The following is a 19,073-nucleotide window of genomic DNA, read 5'->3' as shown; positions in this document are numbered from 1 at the left end:
GGAGGAGGGATTCGGCCGCCATACGGTCGCGCCAGCACTGCGTCAGGCAGAGTTGGTTCGATCAGAATGTGCCTTCATCGTACAGGGAGCAAGCCCCGGTGGGCCTGTGAAAACGGGCACCACGCGCGCGTTCACCTGCGATTGGTGAATGTGTGAACCGTACGAAACATGCCCTTAATGACCGGCCGTGGTGTTGTCCGTGCCCAGCCATCCCGCCAGCTTCCCGCCGCGGCCCACCGCCCGCAGCCGCCGTTCGGCCGCGTCCCGGACCGGGTCCGTCGCCACGACCAGGAGTTCGTCGCCGCGCCGCAGGACCGTCGAGGGCAGCGGAACAAACGATTTTCCGTCGCGTACGACCAGGGTGACCGCGGCGCCGGCCGGCAGTCTGAGCTCGTTGACCTCGACACCGTGCATCTTGGACTCCGCGGGGATCGCGACCGACAGCAGATGCCCGCGCAGCCGCTCCAGGGGTGCCGATTCGATGCCGAGGTCGGCGGCCTCCGGTCCCTCGCCCAGCTTCAGCTTGCGCGCCAGCCAGGGCAGCGTCGGTCCCTGGATCAGGGTGTAGACGACGACCAGGACGAAGACGATGTTGAAGATGCGACGGCTGCCGGTGACGCCGTTCACCATGGGGATGGTCGCCAGGATGATGGGCACGGCGCCACGCAGCCCGGCCCAGGACATCAGCGTCTGCTCCTGCCAGGGCACCCGGAACGGTGTGAGGCTGAGCACCACGCTGAGCGGCCGGGCCACCATCGTCAGCACCAGGCCGATGATCAGCGCCGGCCAGACGTCGTCACCCAGTTCGTGCGGGGTGACCAGCAGGCCGAGCAGGACGAACATGCCGATCTGGGCGATCCAGCCGAGCCCGTCGGCGAAGCCGCGCGTCGCGGGCCAGTGGGGCAGCTTGGCGTTGCCGAGCATCATCGCGGCGAGATAGACCGCGAGGAAGCCGCTGCCGTGCGCCAGGGCGCCCGCCGCGTAGGCGGTGACCGCGATCGCCAGCACGGCGATCGGATAGAGGCCGGAGGCGGGCAGCGCCACGTGCCGCAGCCCCCAGGAGCCGAGCCAGCCCACCGCGAGGCCGATGGCCGCGCCGATGCCCAGCTCCAGGGCTATCTCGCCCACCAGCGCGTACCAGTGCTCGACCGGGCCCGCGGTGGAGAAGGCGACGACCAGGATGACCACCGGGGCGTCGTTGAAGCCGGACTCGGCCTCCAAAGTGCCCGTTACGCGCGCGGGGAGGGGGATTCTGCGCAGCACGGAGAAGACCGCCGCCGCGTCCGTCGAGGACACCACCGCCCCGACGATGAACGCCTGCCGCCACTCCAGTCCGACCAGATAGTGCGCGCCCGCGGCCGTGACGCCGACGCTCACCGCCACCCCCGCCAGCGCCAGCGTGGCGGCCGACGACAGGACCGGCCTGACCTCCGTCCACTTCGTGCCGAGGCCGCCCTCGGCCAGGATCACGACCAGGGCCGCGTATCCGATGACCTGGGTCAGCTCGGTGTTGTTGAAATGGATGTCGCCGACGCCGTCCTGGCCCATGGCGATGCCGATCCCCAGGTAGACGAGCAGGCTGGGGAGCCCGCTGCGCGAGGAGATCCGGACCGCCGCGACGGCGACGAGCAGGACGAGCGAGCAGACGAGCAGAAGCTGGTCGAGGTGGTGGACAGTCAGAAGCCTTCCCTTCCTCGGCTGACGCGCATCCGGGGCGGCAGCACATGTACAGGGGACGCGAGGCCGCGGCGCCACACATCCAAGTACTTCGTTACCTTACCTAACTCTTGACGCTTTCTTGACACTTCACAAGGCAAGATCGAACGCCCGTCCGCGCCGGTACCCGACACCGCGTCAAGTCGTTCGGAAGCCTGCGCCTATGGTTGCTCCAGCGCTCAGTCAAAAGCACAGCCCGCCCTGCCGCTCGCGTTAGGACAGCAAGGACAGCGATGCCCCCCAACACCACCGCCTCATCGGGTCATAAGCCCGGCAAGTCCGGCAGGAAAAAGGGGCGCAAAGCCCGTCTATTGGTTCTCGTCCTGGTAATGGCCATCATCGGGGGCATCGCCTACGGCGCCTACTGGTCCGTCAGTACGGTCCGGGCATCCCTGCCGCAGACCACGGGCTCGATCACCCTCGAAGGCCTGTCGGGGCCCGTCGACGTCAAGCGCGACAGCTACGGCATCCCGCAGATCTACGCGTCCTCCGACGCGGACCTGTTCATGGCGCAGGGCTACGTCCAGGCGCAGGACCGGTTCTACGAGATGGACGTGCGCCGGCACATGACGTCCGGGCGGCTGTCGGAGATGTTCGGCAAGAGCCAGGTCAAGGACGACGAGTTCCTGCGCACCCTGGGCTGGGACCGGGTCGCCAAGAAGGAGTACGACACCACGCTGTCGGCCTCCACGAAGACGTACCTCCAGGCCTACGCCAAGGGGGTCAACGCCTACCTCCAGGGCAAGGACGGGAAAGACATCTCCCTGGAGTACGCGGCCCTCGGTTTCACCAACGACTACAAGCCCGAGAAGTGGACCCCCGTCGACTCGGTCTCGTGGCTCAAGGCGATGGCCTGGGACCTGCGCGGCAACATGCAGGACGAGATCGACCGCGCCCTGATGACCACCCGCCTCGGCCCCCAGCAGATCGCGGACCTGTACCCGGAGTATCCGTACAGCCGCAACGAGCCGATCGTCACCGTGGGCGAGTACGACGAGTACACGAAGACGTTCAACGGCGGTGACGGCTCCTCCAGCACGTCCACGAGCGGCACGACGGGTTCCACGTCGTCCTCGTCCGGTTCGGCCCTCACGAGCCAGCTCGCGGGCCTCTCGAACGTCCTGGACGACCTCCCGACGGCCGTCGGCGTGAACGGCCAGGGCATCGGCTCCAACTCGTGGGTCGTCGGCGGCGAGCACACCATCACCGGCAAGCCTCTGCTGGCGAACGACCCGCACCTGGAGGCGTCGCTGCCGTCCGTCTGGTACCAGATGGGCCTGCACTGCCGCGTGATCTCCAGCAAGTGCCAGTACGACGTCACCGGCTACACCTTCGCGGGCATGCCCGGCGTCGTCATCGGGCACAACCAGAACATCGCCTGGGGCATGACCAACTCCGGGGTCGACACCACCGACCTCTACCTGGAGAAGCTCTCCGGCGACGGCTACCTGCACGACGGCACGACCAAGCCCTTCACCAGCCGCACGGAGACCATCAAGGTCGCAGGCGGCGCGTCCAAGAAGATCGTCGTCCGGGAGACCAACAACGGCCCGCTGCTGTCCGACCGCAACGACGAACTCGTGAAGGTCGGCAAGAAGGCCACCGTCGACACCGCGGCCCCGGACAGAGGCGACGGCTACGCCATCTCCCTGCGCTGGACCGCCGAGGACCCGGGCACCACCATGGACGCCGTCTTCGCCATCGACAAGGCGTCCGACTGGAGCGAGTTCCGCTCGGCCTCCACGAAGTTCGACGTGCCCTCGCAGAACCTCGTCTACGCCGACACCAAGAACAACATCGGCTACACGCTGCCCGGAAAGATCCCCGTGCGCGGGAAGGGCGACGGCTCGCTGCCGGTGCCCGGCTGGGACTCCAAGTACGACTGGACCGGCTACATCCCGCAGGCCGCCCTGCCGTACGAGTACAACCCGAAGCGCGGCTACATCGTCACCGCCAACCAGGCCGTGATCGACAAGGACAAGTACCCCTACACGCTCACCACGGACTGGGGTTACGGCACCCGTAGTCAGCGCATCACCGATCTGATCGAGTCGAAGATCGGCGGCGGCGGCAAGATCTCCACCGACGACATGCGGCAGATGCAGCTCGACGACAGCAGCGAGATCGCCAAGCTGCTCGTGCCCAAGCTGCTGAAGATCGACGAGCCCGACCCGGACGTGCGCCAGGCGCAGAAGCTCCTGGAGGGCTGGGACTACACCCAGGACGCCGACTCGGCGGCTGCCGCCTACTTCAACTCGGTCTGGCGCAACATCCTCAAGCTCGCCTTCGGCAACAAGCTGCCCAAGGAACTGCGGGTCAAGGGCCAGTGCCTGTTCGTCTCGCCGGTCGACACGACTGGTCCCGCAGACGAGGACAACCAGAAGGTGCGCGAGTGCGGCGAGCGCGACGCGGACCAGGCGCAGCCGGACGGCGGCGACCGCTGGTTCGAGGTCGTCCGCAAGCTCATGGACGACCCCACCAGCGACTGGTGGACGACCCCCAAGTCGGGCACCCGCCCGGGCGCGAGCAACATGAACCAGCTCTTCAAGCGCGCCATGATCGACGCCCGCTGGGAGCTGACCGCCAAGCTCGGCAAGGACATCGACACCTGGAGCTGGGGCCGGCTGCACCGCCTGTTCCTGAAGAACCAGACCCTGGGCACCGAGGGCCCCGCCATCGTCCAGTACATCCTCAACCGCGGCCCCTGGAAGCTCAGCGGCGGCGAGGCCACGGTCAACGCCACCGGCTGGAACGCGGCCGGCGGCTACGGAGTGGTCTGGGTGCCGTCGATGCGCATGGTGGTCAACCTGGACAACTTCGACAAGTCCAAGTGGATCAACCTCACCGGAGCCTCCGGGCACGCCTTCAGCGCGCACTACACCGACCAGACCGGCAAGTGGGTCAACGGCGAACTGCTGCCGTGGTCCTTCTCGTCCAAGGCGGTCGACAACAGCACGAGCGACACCCTGGTGCTGAAACCGTAAGCGGCTGACATCGGAAATGGCCCTCCACGCACGCGTGGAGGGCCATTTCAGTTCCCCGGGAACCGGTGCACACCGCTCGGTGTCACCGCTGCCCGCACCGGCCGGTCGTGCGCCTCGGAGGGGACATGCTCGACGACCTCGGAGTCGTACAGCAGCACCACCAGCGCGGGGTGCGCGCCCGCCCGCTCCAGTCGCGCCAGCACGCGGTCGTACGACCCCCCGCCGCGCCCCAGCCGCATCCCGCGCCCGTCGACCGCAAGACCGGGCAGCAGAACGACGTCGGCGGCCGTCACGGCGTCCGGACCGAGCCGCTCGCCGGACGGCTCGAACAGGGCCATCTTTCCGCCGTGTTGGACCTGGTCGAGCGAGCTCTCGCCGTCGTAGGCGCCCCAGTCCAGGTCGTTGTCCGGGAGGAGTGCGGGGAGCAGGACGTCGATGTCCCGCGCGCGGAGTGCGTCCAGCAGGGCGAGCGTTCCCGGTTCGCCCCCCACGGAGACGTACGCCGCCACTGTGCGCGCGTGCGCCAGTTCGGGCAGCTCCAGCGCGCGGCCGGCGAGCGCGGTGGCGGCTTCCCGCACGTCACCGGCCGTCAACCTGTTCCTCACCGCAAGGAACTCTCGTCGCAACATTCGCTTGTCAGGCTCGTGTTCAGGTCCTAGGTGACGCACAGGTCCCACCCGTATCCTTTCCAATGTGCTCATATGAGAGTGTATTAACCGGAGCCACAGATTCTGCACAAAGGCACCGGATAGGGTTCGGACATGACTCAGTCGCACCCCAGGATCAGCAAGGCTGTCATTCCCGCAGCCGGTCTCGGCACCAGGTTCCTGCCGGCCACGAAAGCAACTCCCAAGGAGATGCTGCCGGTCGTGGACAAGCCCGCGATCCAGTACGTGGTCGAAGAGGCCGTGTCGGCGGGGCTCGACGACGTTCTCATGATCACCGGACGCAACAAGCGCCCTCTTGAGGACCACTTCGACCGCAACTACGAGCTCGAATCCGCCCTCCAGAAGAAGGGCGACGCGAGTCGGCTGGCCAAGGTCCAGGAGTCCAGCGACCTCGCGACCATGCACTACGTCCGCCAGGGCGACCCCAAGGGCCTCGGCCACGCGGTGCTGTGTGCGGCCCCGCACGTCGGCCACGAACCCTTCGCCGTCCTCCTCGGGGATGACCTGATCGACCCCCGGGACCCCCTTCTCGCGCGCATGGTCGAGGTCCAGGAACAGCACGGCGGCAGCGTCGTCGCCCTCATGGAGGTCGCACCCGAACAGATCCACCTCTACGGCTGCGCGGCCGTAGAGGCCACCGCGGACGACGACGTCGTCAAGGTCACCGGCCTGGTCGAGAAGCCGGACGCGGCCGACGCCCCGTCGAACTACGCGATCATCGGCCGCTACGTCCTCGACCCCCACATCTTCGACATACTGCGCAAGACCGAACCCGGCCGCGGCGGCGAGATCCAACTCACCGACGCCCTCCAGCAGTTGGCGACCGACGAGAAGGTCGGCGGACCGGTGCACGGCGTCGTCTTCAAGGGCCGCCGCTATGACACCGGCGACCGGGGCGACTATCTGCGTGCCATTGTCAGACTCGCGTGCGAACGTGAAGACCTGGGCCCGGACTTCCGCGCCTGGCTTCGCAGTTACGTAGCCGAGGAGATGTAGCAACGTTGAGCACCGCCGCGAACCGCACCACAGGACCCGACCACCTCTGGACGGTGGACGAGCACCTGGAGGACATCCTCGCGACCGTCCGCCCCCTGGAACCCATCGAGCTGCAACTGCTCGACGCCCAGGGCTGCGTCCTGGTCGAGGACATCACGGTGCCGGTCTCGCTCCCGCCCTTCGACAACAGCTCGATGGACGGCTACGCGGTGCGGGTCACGGACGTCGCGGGCGCGAGCGAGGAGTACCCGGCCGCCCTCACGGTCGTCGGCGACGTCGCGGCGGGTCAGGCCGAACCGCTCCACGTGGGCCCCGGTGAGGCCGCCCGCATCATGACCGGCGCCCCGCTCCCGCCCGGCGCCGAGGCCGTCGTCCCCGTGGAGTGGACCGACGGAGGCCTCGGCGGCGGCCCGGTCACCGGCATGCGGGCCCACAGCCAGGCCCCCGAGGCGGCCGGCGGCCAGGTGCAGGTGTACCGCTCGGCCGAGGCACGCGCGCACGTGCGCGCGAAGGGCAGCGACGTGAAGGCGGGCGACCGCGCCCTGGACGCCGGCACGATCCTCGGCCCGCCGCAGATCGCCCTGCTCGCCGCCATCGGCCGCGGCACGGTCCGCGTCCGCCCCCGCCCCCGCGTGGTCGTCATGTCCACCGGCAGCGAACTCGTCCAGCCCGACGAGCAGTTGGGCGACGGCCAGATCTACGACTCCAACAGCTTCGCCCTCACCGCCGCCGCCCGCGACGCCGGCGCCATCGCCTACCGGGTCGGCGCCGTCGCCGACGACGCCGAGACCCTCCGCGACACCATCGAGGACCAACTCGTCCGCGCCGACCTCCTGGTCACCACCGGCGGCGTGAGCGTCGGGGCGTACGACGTCGTCAAGGAGGCGCTGTCCTCCGTAGGGGACGAGGACGAGGAGGGCGCCGGGATCGACTTCCGCAAGCTCGCCATGCAGCCCGGCAAACCCCAGGGCTTCGGCTCCATCGGCCCCGACCACATCCCGCTGCTCGCCCTCCCCGGCAACCCGGTGTCGTCGTACGTCTCCTTCGAACTGTTCGCCCGCCCCGCGATCCGCACCCTGATGGGCCTCGGCGACGTCCACCGCCCCAGGACCCGGGCCACCCTCACCACGGACAAGGCGCTGAGCTCGCCCAAGGGGCGACGACAGTTCCTCCGCGGGACGTACGCCGACGGCGAGGTCACCCCCGTGGGCGGTGCCGGATCGCACCTGGTCGCGGCCCTGGCGCTGGCCGACGCGCTGATCGTCGTCCCCGAGGACGTCGAGTCCGTGGAGCCCGGGACCGAGGTCGAGGTGGTCCTGCTCGGCTGAGCACTCCTGGTTGGCGGTACCGTGTCGCGCACAACACGCCCGGACCGGGAGCGCCGCACAGCATGACTGAGCCTTTCCGGGGGGACACCCCCGGACCCCTTGAGCAAGACCGCCTCACCCACATCGACGACGCGGGCGCCGCCCGGATGGTCGACGTGTCCGGCAAGAACGTGACCACGCGCACCGCCACCGCCACCGGACGCGTCCTCGTCTCGCCCCGCGTGGTCGAACTCCTGCGCGGCGAGGGAGTCCCCAAGGGCGACGCCCTGGCCACCGCGCGCATCGCGGGGATCATGGGCGCCAAACGCACTCCCGATCTGATCCCGCTCTGTCACCCGTTGTCGGTGTCGGGTGTGAAACTGGACCTGTCGGTCGCGGACGACGCCGTACGGATCCGGGCCACCGTGAAGACGACGGACCGCACGGGCGTCGAGATGGAGGCCCTCACCGCGGTCTCCGTCGCCGCGCTCACCGTGATCGACATGGTCAAGGCGGTCGACAAGGGAGCGGTCATCACGGACGTACGCGTGGAGGAGAAGACGGGCGGCAAGTCGGGGGACTGGAGCCGGACATGAGCCCCGACGATTCGGCCGGCGGCGCGCTGCCCGCGCCGTACCGGGCACTGGTGGTCACCGCCTCCAACCGTGCTGCCTCCGGGGTCTACGAGGACAGAGGCGGCCCCTTGATCGCCGACGGCCTCAAGGGCTTCGGCTTCGCGGTCGAGGGACCGCAGGTGGTCCCCGACGGCCGCCCGGTCGAGGCCGCCCTGCGCGCCGCCGTGGACGCCGGCTACGACACCGTCGTCACCACCGGCGGCACCGGCCTCTCGCCCACCGACCGCACCCCCGAGGCCACCCGCGCGGTGATCGACTACGAGGTGCCGGGCATCGCCGAGGCCATCCGGGCGTTCGGCCGGGAGAAGGTGCCGACCGCAGCGCTCTCCCGCGGCCTGGCCGGAGTCGCCGGGCGCACACTCATCGTCAACCTGCCGGGTTCCACCGGCGGGGTGAAGGACGGCCTCGCCGTCCTGGAACCCCTGCTGGCGCACGCCGTCGACCAGATCCGAGGCGGCGATCACCCCAGACCCGCCGACACCAGTGGGGGTGCGAGCTGAACAGCCCATCCTGGCCCGCCGTACTGGCGGACGGCGACATCGTCCTGAGGCCGATAAAACTCCGCGACCAGCGGGACTGGCGCGAGGTCAACCGGCGCAACCGGGACTGGCTGCGCCCCTGGGAGGCGACGATTCCGCCGCCCACGCCCAGCGGGCCGATCGCGCACCGGCCGACCTACCGGCAGATGGTCAGGCACCTGCGCTCCGAGGCGAACTCGGGCCGGATGCTGCCGTTCGTCATCGAGTACCAGGGGCGCCTGGTCGGGCAGTTGACGGTCGCCGGCATCACCTGGGGCTCCATGTGCTCGGGCCACATCGGCTACTGGGTGGACGAGTCGGTGGCCGGGCGCGGAGTGATGCCGACGTCCGTGGCACTTGTCGTCGACCACTGTTTCCGGTCCGTGGGACTGCACCGCATCGAGGTCTGCATTCGCCCGGAGAACGGCCCGAGCCGCCGGGTCGTCGAGAAACTCGGATTCCGTGAGGAGGGGCTCAGGCCCCGTTATCTCCACATCGACGGTGCCTGGCGCGACCATCTCGTCTTCGCGCTCACCGCGGAAGAGGTGCCCGAAGGGCTGCTGGCCCGCTGGCAGCGGGCACGCTCCCGGAGCACACCGCACGACAATCCCGCGTAGCGGGGAGCCTGTTTGGGTCCGGGCGGTCGGAAGGCCGGATGCCCGGAAGCGCGGATCCTCGGAAATGGAATAAGTGTTCGAAAGTGATCGACGGATGACCGCCTTGGGGCAATGAATTCGCCAACTCCGCGGCCTGTTGATCGCATCGGTCACAAAAAAAGCTCGAAATATCAGCCAGATCGTGCGACACACCGGCTCAATTGGCAGATGGCCTCACGCAAACCCCTCTACCGTGTGAGGCGTGAGCAGCAGCGGCCTCATCTACGCAGTCATTGTCGGGGCCTGGGCCGCCTACTTGGTGCCGATGTGGCTCCGTAGGCAGGACGAGCTGAACGAGGCCCGTCCGACGGAACGCTTCAGCACCGCCATCCGGCTGCTGTCCGGACGGGCGGGAATGGAGCGCCGGTACGCCAAGGACCTGCGGGCGCGCTCCACCGAGGAGGGGGAGCCCAGCGCCGTCGTGCCGGACGCCGTCACCGACTCGGTGGACGTCCGGGCCTTCGCCATGCCCCCGGCCCGTCCCCAGGTGCACGCACAGGTCCGCCGGCCGGGCCCGGACCGGTCGGAAGCGACGCGGGAACCGGAGCGCGAAGCGGCACGCGAACCCGCGCGTGAGCCGGGTCGCGAACCGGCGCGCGACCAGGCCCGCGACCAAGGCCGGGGTCAGGTCCGTGATCAAGCCCGGGACCAGGCGGCCAAACCGGCACCCCAGCAAGCCGCCGTCCCCGCCCCTTCCTCCGCCCAGGCCTCCAAGTCCGCGCCCAAGTCCGCCCCCGCGTCCGCCCGTAAGCGCGTCCCGGTCGGGCGGCGTACGCCCGCCGAGGAAGCCGCCGCGGCGCGCGCCCGGCGTGTGAAGGTGCTCGCGCGCCGTCGACGTACCACCGTGATGCTCTTCCTCGCCTTCACGCTCGGCGCGATCGTCGCGGCGGTCGGCGGGCTCGCCCTGCTCTGGGCGCCCGGTGTGCCGGCGGTACTGCTCAGCGGGTACATCGCCTACCTGCGCTCCCAGGAACGCAGCCGCTTCGCCTACCAGATGGACCGCCGCCAGGCCGAGGCCGCCGCGCAGCGACTGCGGGAGCGTCAGCCGCGCCGGCGCGCGACCGTGGACGCCGGGATCGACGACGCCGAGGAGGGACCCGAACCGGAGACGGACCCCGGGATGTCCGCCCTCGCCGCCGACCGCCGTGCCCTCGTCGAACAGACCGACCACGCCGAGTGGGTCGACCAGCAGCGCGAACGTCAGCGCCGACCGGGCCAGGGCGACAGCTGGGACCCCGTACCCGTACCGCTGCCGACGTACGTCACCGCGCCGGTCGCACCGCGCGCCACCTCCGACGTGGACCTCGGGGCGCCCGACGCGTGGAGCTCCGCGCGCTCCAGCGCGGTGGCACCGGAGCAGGAGGCGCAGCCGACGGCACGGGACGAGGAGGCGGAGGACTTGTCGGACGACGACAAGGCGACGCCGGACGGCCGCACCGACGCCCGCCGCGCCGCCTCCGCCCGCCGCGCCCGTGAGCGGGGCCGCACCCCCCTGTTCGACCAGTACGAGGACGGCGAGCGGCCCCGCGCGGCCAACGAGTGACCAGGCAAGGAACGGATTTCCAAGCACCCTGAGGGGGATGCTAGAGTTTCACTCGTTGCAAGGGCCTGTGGCGCAGTCTGGTAGCGCACCTCGTTCGCATCGAGGGGGTCTGGGGTTCAAATCCCCACAGGTCCACACAGCAACGAGATCCCGTCCGATCTGTTGATCGGGCGGGATCTTTCGTTTTCCGGGACTTGTTCGATGGGCCTCCCGCGCGCCGAGTCAGGCCGGGAGCCCGGTGTCCCCGGGCCGGACCAGCCCGGACTCGTGGGCGTGGACGACGGTCTGGACGCGGTCGCGCCGTCCCAACTTGGCCAGTACCCGGCTGACATGGTTATGACGGTGCCTTCGGTCGGGTGCAGTGTCTTTGAGCAGGAACCGGCCGGCGTCGGCGAGGAGCGCGGAGTAGACGTACTCGTGCAGGTCGATGGTGGTCAGGACCAGCACGCGGGTCCGTGCCCTGGCCGCCGTGCGGCAGATCCGGCGGGTCGCTTCGACTCCGTCGACCTCGGGCACGCGGATGTCCATCAGCACGACGTCCGGCCGCAGCTCGACGGCCATGGCGACGGCCTGTGCGCCGTCGCCGGCTTCGCCGATCACCCGCATGTCGGGCGCCCGCCCTGTCGGTTCCGGGGCCGTTCGAGCCTGTCCGGAGGGGAAGTCGGAGGGTGGGCCGGAGCAGCGTGGCGGAGGCGGGTGGGAGATGCTGTGGCGGGGGACCGGCTCACCAAGGGAGTGCGGTAGGCATGCCGGAGGGGTTGGCCCAGTGGGGGCAGGAGCTGTTCCTGCGGCGCGAACGGGAGCGGCGTCGAGGCCTGGCGCCGGAGAGCGTCGCGGGACAGGGCTTCGTACGAAGGGGGTTCGAGCCGTGTCTGCTGGCCCTGCTCCGGTTGTCGGCGAGCGGGGACGTTGGGACCGGACTCACCGGCGGGTGGTTCCCGGGGGCGCTGGCCCGCACCGGCCATCTCGTCCGCGCGGCTGAGCTGGCGTACACGATCAGCGGCGAACTCAAGCAGGGCGAGGCGCTGTTGGCGCTGGTACAGGCCGCGGCCGGTGCGGGAGATCTGAGCGGCGCCCAGGCACTGGCCGAGTCGATTCCCCTGCGGCAACTGCGGGACGAAGCGCAGGTCGCCCTCGTACCGGCGTGGGCGCTCGCGGGCGAACGCGACCGGGCGGTGACGGCGGCGGAAACGATTCGCTATCCGCACAACTGGGCGTGGACCTGGGCCGTACTGGCGAAAGCGGTGGCGGACGGCGGCGACACCCATGAGGCGCTCAGGTTCGCTGCTCGCGCCGAGGACGAGGCCCGTGCCTTTGTCTTCGAGGGGACGGGACAGGTGCTCGTCCTTCTCATGGAGGTGGTCGCCGCCACGGGCGATCATGTCCGGGCCGCCGTGTTCGCTGACCGCGTCGAGGACTTCAGCCGGTCCCACAACCGGACGCCGTCGTCCCGGTCCCGGCCCCTGGCGGCGGTACTGGCCCGGGAGACCATGACAGGAGACCTGGACCGGGTGGATGCCCTGCTGTGTCCCCCGCCCAGGCCACCCGTCGGCGCCGGGGGCGAGGTATGCGGCTGGGCGCTCACCGGAAGCGCCGACCAGGACGCCGCCCCGGAAGGAGACCTCGACGAGATCGACGACGCCCGCCCGCTCCCACCGCGATCCTTCCTCGGCGCCGGCGACCTGGCATACGTGCTGGACACCGTCGCGGAAACCGCCGACCAGGAGGTGGCCCTCGCCCTGGCCGACCGGGCCGAGGCGCTGCTCGAAACCGGCGACGGCCGTGATCACGACGTTCTGCTGAGGGCCGTAACACTCCTGCTGGCCCGGCACGGGCAGGCCGAGCGGGCCATGGCCCTCGCCACCCGGATCGATCCCGAACCGCGCGTGGGGCGGCAGGCGGAGATCGTGGGCGAGTTGGCCCGCTACGGCGACACGGACGCGGCCGAGGCCCTCGCCCGCGCGATCACCGACCGCCGCGCACAGGCCAGGGCGTTGATCGAGGTGGTCCGGGAATTGTCCGAGCGCGGCGACGCGGGTGCGGCCGAGACCCTTGCTCAGGGGATCACCGACCGCTGGGCACGAGGCGAGGCGCTGGTGGCGGTCGTACGGGAGTGCGCCCGGGGTGGAGACCTGGGCCGGGCCGAGGCCATCGCCCACTCGATCGCCCACCGTGCGACACGGGCCCGCGCACTGGCCGCACTTGTGGAGGCGTCCGTGGAGGTGTCCGAGCCGGCCCACGCTCGCAGGCTCGCCGCGCAGGCCGTGGTGCTCGATGGCTGGGGTGCTGCCCTGCCGGTCCTGGAGTCGATCGTGCCCCGGGCAGTGGCAGTCGTCGTCGAGCAGATGATGATGCGCGATGGGGTGTGATGTCCTGCCGAGCCACACGTCACCCCTTCTTCCGGCGCACGGCATATCAACGGCATATCAACTGACGTGCGCACCGGCCGGGTTGCCGGAAGCGGCGGCTTGCCCGACCTTCCCCCTGCTGTCACCGCTGATTGCGAGGCTCACTCCATGATTCCCAAACTGCCTTTGCACAGCCCTCGTTGGCGTGACCTCGACGGTGTGACGGCCGGGGGCGTGGAGATGCTGCTTCAGCAGATGGCCTCCACCGCCGCCACCGGGACCGGCGACGCATGGAAGCGGACTTGGACCGACCTGTCCGGAGGACTGCTGGACGACGGGACCGTTTTCGACGGGGCGTATGCGGCCCTGCCGTATTTCGTCCAGGCGGCTGCGGACCTGCCTCCGGGGCAGACCGTGGATTTCTGGGTGGACCTGGGATGCATCGTGACCGCGGAGGACAGGTCCCCCGTCCCGGCCGATCTGGAAGCGGGGTTCGGCGCCGCGCTCCGGCTGGCCGAGCAGGCGGCCGTACGGAGCCTTCTTGCCGCCGATGCTCCGGCCGAGGTCCGCGTCTCACTCGCGCTGTCCTGTGTGGCTTTCGCCGGTCACCACATCGGTACAGCGCTGTGGTCTCTCCAGCTCCAGGAAGGGCACCTCGGGGTGTTGTGTCCCGGGTGCGAGGCCGATACCGAGATTCCGGAGTTCTTCGTGGATCCGGTGCGTCCGCCTTTCGATGCGCCGGGACTGACTGATTCGTTGCGTGTCCGTCCGGGGGAGCACCCGTGGGGTGAGGTCGCGGCGGCATTGCGCGACGAGGCCCTCGGGGAGGGATGGGAGCCCTTCCTGCGGGTGGCGCGCGAGGTCGCGGCGGCCGGAGTACCTCCCGAAACTCCGGGGCAGGCCGTCCTGTGCCTGGTGGCCGGGATGGTCGCGGCCGAGGGCACTCCACGGGGCGCCGGGAGTGCCCTCGGCCGCGAACTGATGCTGCTCACCGGGCACTTCCGCTGCTGGAACTGCGAGCGAACCTGGACGATCGCTGACGGCCTGGCGGAGACCCCGTACGGCGCACACCCGCAGACCCCGTACGGTGCGCACCCGCAGACCCCGAACGACGCACCGGCTTCCACGGTGACGTCGGCGGAGACGGAGATGGAGGTCGGCCGGACAGGCGAAGTGCCGAACCGGCTTCGGCAGGAAGGGACGGCCCTGGTCGCGGCGGACGGGACACCGTGGGGCCACCTGACCGTGTTTTCGGGTTCCGCGTTTTCGGATTCCGTGCCCCTGCCCGGCGGGGGCGTCGACTCGCTGACGGTCGTGTCCCGTCCCGGTGGGCCGGTGCTCGTCGCCGGCGCCGGGGACCAGGGCACGGTCCGACTGTGGGATCCGGTCGACGGCCGGCTCGTCCATGACCCGCTCCCGGCACATCCTGACCGCGTTCGGTCGATGACGACCCTGCCCCTGCCCCTGCCCGACGGCCGCGTCCTGCTGGCGACCGGAGGCGAGACAGGGACGATCACCTTGTGGGATCCGGCGACCGGCCGGCCGGTCCGTGAACCGGTCGGCCATCGGTTCGGCGAGGTGATCGGGATGTGTGCCGCGACCGTTCCCGACGGCCGGACCCTGCTCGTCACCGCCTCGCCCCGAGGCGCGGTCCGGTTGTGGGATCCGGCCACCGGCGAGTCCGTGGGGAGCCTCAACCCCTATGGCAGTCCGATCCTGTCGATCGCCGCCGTCCCGGTCTCGGCCGGTCACACGCTGATCGCGGCCGTGGACACCGGGCATCGTATTCACGTGTGGGATCCGGCCGTCGACGACCCCTGGGAACGGGGCGCGGCCGTGCCGCTGAGCAAGAGCGCCCTCAGCGATGCCGACCACCGGGCGGCAGACGTGACGGCTGTGCCGCTGCAGGGCCGTACCGTGCTGGCCAGCGGAGACGATCTCGGTGCGGTCATGCTGTGGGACCTGACGACGGGTGACCCGGTCGGCGACGCCCTGCCATCCGCGTCGGGTACCGCCGGTCTCCCGGTCATGGCCGCCACCACGCTGGACGGCGGGCGCTCCGTCCTGGTCGCCGGCAGCAGACTCAGGAGCAGCCTGCGGGTGTGGGAACCGGAGACCGGAGCAGTGCGGCACATCGCCCTGGAGGTGGCGCTCAGCTGTCTGGCCGCCGCGGGTCCGGACCTGATCGTCGGGCACGACCGCGGAATTCTCGGAATCCCGCTCACGCGACATGCCGGGTGATCTCCTGTACGTCATCCACGCCTGACACCCCGCGGGATCCCGACAGGTATGGCTGCCCCCACCCCCACCCCACCCCCTGGACCCCTGTCCCCCAACTGCCCCGCCTCCTACGGTGATCCGTATGCGTACCGTGTGGCAGGCCCTGGCGAGGCCCGGTTTCCTGTGGTCGGTGTGGCCCTGGCGGGCCGTGCTGTATCTCGGGAGCGGAGCCGTGGCCGGGGCCGTCGTGCTGGTGCTGCTGCTGGCCGGGGTGGTCGGCGGGGGTGTGCTGGCCGTCGTCCTGGTGGGGATACCGCTGCTCGTGCTGACCGCGCTCGCCGGGATACCCGTCGCCGCGGCCGAGCGGTACCGGCTGCGGATCGTCGACCGGGAGCCGGTGCCCGGCCCGCACCGGGTGCCGGACCTGCCGGGGCTGCGCGGCTGGCTGACGACCCGGCTGCGCGAGCAGGCGACCTGGCGGGAGTTGGCGTACACGCTGCTGTTCGCGCTGGTGCTGTGGCCGCTCGACGCGTTCGTCCTCGTGGTCGGGCTCGGCGGCCCGCTGGCCATGCTGGGCACGCCCGCGCTGATGGGGGACGGCGAGGTGAAGGTGCTCAAGCTGTGGACGGTCACCACCTGGCCGTCCGCCGCCGGGATCGCCGTTCTCGGGCTCGTCCTGCTGGCGCCCGGGCTCTACGCCCTCGCGGTCGTCGCCGGGGCGCGCGCCGGGCTGACGCGGCTGCTACTGGCGCCGGAGGAACGGGAGTCGGCGCACCGGGTCGTCGAACTCGCCCGCTCCCGGCTGCGGTTGGTCGACGCCTTCGAGGCCGAGCGCCGCCGCATCGAGCGCGACCTGCACGACGGCGCCCAACAACGGCTCGTCGCCCTCACCGTGACCCTCGGTCTCGCCCGCCTCGACGCCCGGCCCGGCCCGCTCGCCGACCAGCTCGCCAAGGCCCACGACGAGGCCGGACGCGCCCTCGCCGAACTCCGCGAACTGATCCACGGCATCCATCCCCGCGTCCTCGTGGACTACGGCCTCGAAGCCGCCGTCGCCGACGCCGCCGACCGGGGTGCCGTACCCGTGGACGTCCAACTCGACCTGCCCGAACGGCTTTCGCCGGCCGTCGAGGCCACCGCCTACTTCGTCGTCTGCGAGGCCCTCGCCAACATCGACCGGCACAGCGGTGCCACCCGGGCCGGGGTGCGGGGCGGACACCGGGACGGACGGCTGGTGCTGGAGGTGTACGACGACGGGTGCGGGGGCGCGGACGCCGGGCGGGGGAGCGGGCTGACCGGGCTCGGGGACCGGGTGTCAGTGCTGGATGGTTCACTTCTGGTGTCGAGCCCGGTGGGCGGTCCGACGGTTCTGCGGGTGGACATTCCGTGCGCGGACATTCCGTGCGGTGCGGAGGGGGAGCGGGGGGAGTGATGGCCGAGGGGGAGCGGCCGGCGCTGCGTGTCGTGCTGGCCGAGGACAGTGTGCTGTTGCGGGACGGGATCGTCGCGCTGCTCGCCCGGTTCGGCCACAGGGCGGTGGCCGCGGTCGGGGACGCGGACGCGCTGCTGGCCGCCGTCGCCGAGCACGCGCCGGACATCGTGGTGACGGACGTGCGGATGCCGCCGGGCTTCCAGGACGAGGGCCTGCACGCGGCGGTGCGGCTGCGCACGGAGCGCCCGGGACTGCCGGTGCTGGTGCTCAGCCAGTACGTGCAGCGCGCCTACGCCGCCGAGCTCCTCGACTCCGGTGACGGCACCGGCGTCGGCTATCTGCTCAAGGACCGGGTGGGCCAGGTCGAGGACTTCGTGGACGCGCTGAGCGAGGTCGCGGCCGGCGGCACGGTCGTCGACCCGGAGGTCGTACGGCAGTTGCTGCGCCGGCGTCGTGATCCGCTGGCCCGGCTGACCCCGCGGGAGCGGCAGGTGCTGGGGCTGGTCGCGCAGGGCCGGTCCAACGGCGCGATAGCCCGCGAGCTGGTGGTCACCGAGGCCGCCGTCGGCAAGCACATAGGCAGCATCCTCGCCAAGCTGGACCTGCCGCCGGCGGAAGACGCGCACCGCAGGGTGCTGGCCGTGCTCACCTACTTGAGGAGCTGACCGGCGCACGGTGTCTTCCCGCGGTCACAGTGCCTTCGCGAAGCACCGGCTGTCGTCGAAGAGGCGGTAGTAGCCGAACTTCACGCACGGCTCGTAGCCGCTGGACGTGTAGAGGGCGATGGCCTCGGGCTGCTTGGTGCCGGTCTCCAGGACCATGCGGCTACGGCCGGCCGCGCGGGCGTCCGCTTCCAGGGCGGCCAGCATGCGGCGGGCGAGACCCAGGCCGCGCGCCTGCTCGATCACGAACATCCGCTTGAGCTCGGCGTCGCCGTCCTCGTTGCCCTCGCCGTTGGCGTCCTGGGCGCGCCAGCCGCCGGTGGCGACGGGGTCGTCGTTGTCGTCGTACGCGATGAAGTACACGCCGTTCGGCGGTTCGAAGTCCGTCGGGGCGAGCGGGGTGGAGTCGCCGCCGTCGCCGTAGCGGACGTGGTACTCCGCCTGGACCTCGTCGTTCAGCTTCACGGCGTCGGGGTGGTCGAAGGGAACAGTGCGTATATTCATGCCGAAAATCGTATACCTACTCGTAAGGGGGATCCGGGCGGATCCGGACTCCGTCCAGTGTGCCGGTATCGTGCCGGAGTGCTCACTGTGACCTCTGCCAATGTGAACGGACTACGGGCCGCCGCGAAGAAGGGCTTCGTGGAGTGGCTCGCCGGGACCTCCGCCGATGTGCTCTGCCTCCAGGAGGTGCGAGCCGAGCCGCAGCAGCTGCCGGAGCACGTCCGCACCCCCGAGGGCTGGCACGTCGTGCACGCGCCGGCCGCCGCCAAGGGCCGCGCGGGCGTCTCCCTCTACACCCGTCGCGAGCCGGACCGCGTCCAAGTCGGCTTCGGATCGGCCGAGTTCGACGACAGTGGCCGCTACGTCGAGGCCGACCTCCCCGGCGTCACGGTCGCGAGCCTCTACCTGCCCTCCGGCGAGGTCGGCACCGAACGGCAGGACGAGAAGATCCGCTTCATGGACGAGTTCCTCGCCCATCTGAAGAACCTGCGCGAGCGGGCCGCCGCCGACGGCCGCGAGGTGGTCGTCTGCGGCGACTGGAACATCGCCCACCAGCAGGCCGACCTCAAGAACTGGCGCGCCAACCAGAAGAACTCCGGCTTCCTGCCCGAGGAGCGCGAGTGGCTGAGCCGGGTCTTCGACGCGGCGGACGGAGCGTACGTCGATGTCGTACGGGCGCTGCATCCGGACGTGGAGGGGCCGTACTCGTGGTGGTCGTACCGGGGGCGGGCCTTCGACAACGACAGCGGATGGCGCATCGACTACCACGTGACGACGCCGGGGCTCGCCGCCAAGGCGGTCAAGGGGTATGTCGAGCGGGCGGCCACGCATGACGAGCGGTGGTCGGACCACGCGCCGGTGACGGTGGTCTACGACCTCTGACG

The 19,073-nt window shown here is 70.6% G+C and carries 16 protein-coding genes and 1 tRNA gene; 13 read left to right on the top strand and 4 right to left on the bottom strand.

Annotation, left to right across the window (positions count from 1 at the left end; all coding sequences use genetic code 11):
- Positions 1 to 174: 174 nt before the first annotated feature.
- Complete coding sequence (locus OC490_RS37865) at positions 175 to 1,755, bottom strand: potassium/proton antiporter (RefSeq protein WP_262062577.1); 1,581 nt, start codon at positions 1,753 to 1,755, stop codon at positions 175 to 177.
- Positions 1,756 to 1,949: 194 nt separating this feature from the next.
- Here OC490_RS37865 and OC490_RS37860 point away from each other — a divergent pair, with 194 nt between their 5' ends.
- Complete coding sequence (locus OC490_RS37860; RefSeq protein WP_262062576.1) at positions 1,950 to 4,700, top strand: penicillin acylase family protein; 2,751 nt, start codon at positions 1,950 to 1,952, stop codon at positions 4,698 to 4,700.
- A gap of 47 nt (positions 4,701 to 4,747) precedes the next feature.
- Here the strand turns inward: OC490_RS37860 and OC490_RS37855 are convergent, their stop codons facing one another.
- On the bottom strand, positions 4,748 to 5,329 hold the full coding sequence (locus OC490_RS37855) for a 5-formyltetrahydrofolate cyclo-ligase (RefSeq protein WP_262062575.1): 582 nt from the start codon (positions 5,327 to 5,329) through the stop codon (positions 4,748 to 4,750).
- A gap of 132 nt (positions 5,330 to 5,461) precedes the next feature.
- Here OC490_RS37855 and galU point away from each other — a divergent pair, with 132 nt between their 5' ends.
- From galU to OC490_RS37820, 7 genes are all read left to right on the top strand, one after another.
- Positions 5,462 to 6,364, top strand: a complete 903-nt coding sequence (gene galU / locus OC490_RS37850; protein ID WP_262062574.1) for a UTP--glucose-1-phosphate uridylyltransferase GalU — start codon at positions 5,462 to 5,464, stop codon at positions 6,362 to 6,364.
- A 5-nt stretch (positions 6,365 to 6,369) separates the two neighbouring features.
- Positions 6,370 to 7,692 (top strand): gephyrin-like molybdotransferase Glp, encoded by a 1,323-nt coding sequence (gene glp, locus OC490_RS37845; protein WP_262062573.1) that lies wholly within the window; start codon positions 6,370 to 6,372, stop codon positions 7,690 to 7,692.
- Positions 7,693 to 7,754: 62 nt separating this feature from the next.
- On the top strand, positions 7,755 to 8,267 hold the full coding sequence (gene moaC, locus OC490_RS37840; RefSeq protein ID WP_262062572.1) for a cyclic pyranopterin monophosphate synthase MoaC: 513 nt from the start codon (positions 7,755 to 7,757) through the stop codon (positions 8,265 to 8,267).
- Positions 8,264 to 8,806, top strand: a complete 543-nt coding sequence (locus OC490_RS37835; protein ID WP_262062571.1) for a molybdenum cofactor biosynthesis protein B — start codon at positions 8,264 to 8,266, stop codon at positions 8,804 to 8,806. The genes moaC and OC490_RS37835 overlap by 4 nt, the downstream gene beginning before the upstream one ends.
- Positions 8,803 to 9,441, top strand: coding sequence for a GNAT family N-acetyltransferase (locus tag OC490_RS37830; RefSeq protein ID WP_200715049.1), 639 nt, complete (start codon positions 8,803 to 8,805; stop codon positions 9,439 to 9,441). The genes OC490_RS37835 and OC490_RS37830 overlap by 4 nt, the downstream gene beginning before the upstream one ends.
- 241 nt (positions 9,442 to 9,682) lie before the next feature.
- On the top strand, positions 9,683 to 11,023 hold the full coding sequence (gene glpR / locus OC490_RS37825) for a gephyrin-like molybdotransferase receptor GlpR (protein WP_262062570.1): 1,341 nt from the start codon (positions 9,683 to 9,685) through the stop codon (positions 11,021 to 11,023).
- Positions 11,024 to 11,084: 61 nt separating this feature from the next.
- Positions 11,085 to 11,158, top strand: a tRNA-Ala gene (locus OC490_RS37820).
- Between the two features lie 87 nt (positions 11,159 to 11,245).
- Here the strand turns inward: OC490_RS37820 and OC490_RS37815 are convergent.
- Positions 11,246 to 11,629 (bottom strand): response regulator, encoded by a 384-nt coding sequence (locus OC490_RS37815; protein ID WP_410099220.1) that lies wholly within the window; start codon positions 11,627 to 11,629, stop codon positions 11,246 to 11,248.
- A gap of 140 nt (positions 11,630 to 11,769) precedes the next feature.
- On the opposite strand from OC490_RS37815, the gene OC490_RS37810 reads away from it, so the two are divergent.
- The 4 genes from OC490_RS37810 to OC490_RS37795 all read left to right on the top strand — a co-directional run bounded on the left by OC490_RS37810 (position 11,770) and on the right by OC490_RS37795 (position 17,688).
- Positions 11,770 to 13,392 carry a hypothetical protein gene (locus OC490_RS37810; RefSeq protein ID WP_262062569.1) on the top strand — a complete coding sequence of 541 codons (1,623 nt, stop codon included), beginning with the start codon at positions 11,770 to 11,772 and terminating at the stop codon, positions 13,390 to 13,392.
- A gap of 147 nt (positions 13,393 to 13,539) precedes the next feature.
- Positions 13,540 to 15,612, top strand: a complete 2,073-nt coding sequence (locus OC490_RS37805; RefSeq protein ID WP_262062568.1) for a WD40 repeat domain-containing protein — start codon at positions 13,540 to 13,542, stop codon at positions 15,610 to 15,612.
- 115 nt (positions 15,613 to 15,727) lie between these two features.
- On the top strand, positions 15,728 to 17,023 hold the full coding sequence (locus OC490_RS37800; protein WP_410099226.1) for a sensor histidine kinase: 1,296 nt from the start codon (positions 15,728 to 15,730) through the stop codon (positions 17,021 to 17,023).
- On the top strand, positions 17,023 to 17,688 hold the full coding sequence (locus OC490_RS37795) for a response regulator (RefSeq protein WP_262062566.1): 666 nt from the start codon (positions 17,023 to 17,025) through the stop codon (positions 17,686 to 17,688). Before OC490_RS37800 ends, OC490_RS37795 begins: the two co-directional genes overlap by 1 nt.
- A 24-nt stretch (positions 17,689 to 17,712) precedes the next feature.
- Here OC490_RS37795 and OC490_RS37790 read toward each other — a convergent pair whose 3' ends face one another.
- Positions 17,713 to 18,189, bottom strand: a complete 477-nt coding sequence (locus OC490_RS37790; protein ID WP_262062565.1) for a GNAT family N-acetyltransferase — start codon at positions 18,187 to 18,189, stop codon at positions 17,713 to 17,715.
- A gap of 78 nt (positions 18,190 to 18,267) precedes the next feature.
- Here OC490_RS37790 and OC490_RS37785 point away from each other — a divergent pair, with 78 nt between their 5' ends.
- Entirely contained in the window at positions 18,268 to 19,071 is an 804-nt protein-coding gene (locus tag OC490_RS37785; protein ID WP_262062564.1) for an exodeoxyribonuclease III, read from the top strand.
- The last annotated feature ends 2 nt before the right edge of the window (positions 19,072 to 19,073 follow it).

Origin of the sequence: Streptomyces sp. STR69 (assembly GCF_024519455.1) — a bacterium.
Lineage (GTDB): Bacteria > Actinomycetota > Actinomycetes > Streptomycetales > Streptomycetaceae > Streptomyces.
Note: the sequence above shows the minus strand (reverse complement) of the source record. Positions and strands in the feature narration are given on the sequence as shown.

Excerpts from the sequence above, each read along its gene's own strand:
- OC490_RS37860 (WP_262062576.1), top strand. The coding sequence starts at position 1,950 with ATGCCCCCCAACACCACCGCCTCATCGGGTCATAAGCCCGGCAAGTCC.
- OC490_RS37855 (WP_262062575.1), bottom strand. The coding sequence starts at position 5,329 with ATGTTGCGACGAGAGTTCCTTGCGGTGAGGAACAGGTTGACGGCCGGT.
- galU (WP_262062574.1), top strand. The coding sequence starts at position 5,462 with ATGACTCAGTCGCACCCCAGGATCAGCAAGGCTGTCATTCCCGCAGCC.
- moaC (WP_262062572.1), top strand. The coding sequence starts at position 7,755 with ATGACTGAGCCTTTCCGGGGGGACACCCCCGGACCCCTTGAGCAAGAC.
- OC490_RS37835 (WP_262062571.1), top strand. The coding sequence starts at position 8,264 with ATGAGCCCCGACGATTCGGCCGGCGGCGCGCTGCCCGCGCCGTACCGG.
- OC490_RS37815 (WP_410099220.1), bottom strand. The coding sequence starts at position 11,629 with ATGCGGGTGATCGGCGAAGCCGGCGACGGCGCACAGGCCGTCGCCATG.
- OC490_RS37810 (WP_262062569.1), top strand. The coding sequence starts at position 11,770 with ATGCCGGAGGGGTTGGCCCAGTGGGGGCAGGAGCTGTTCCTGCGGCGC.
- OC490_RS37805 (WP_262062568.1), top strand. The coding sequence starts at position 13,540 with ATGATTCCCAAACTGCCTTTGCACAGCCCTCGTTGGCGTGACCTCGAC.
- OC490_RS37795 (WP_262062566.1), top strand. The coding sequence starts at position 17,023 with ATGGCCGAGGGGGAGCGGCCGGCGCTGCGTGTCGTGCTGGCCGAGGAC.
- OC490_RS37790 (WP_262062565.1), bottom strand. The coding sequence starts at position 18,189 with ATGAATATACGCACTGTTCCCTTCGACCACCCCGACGCCGTGAAGCTG.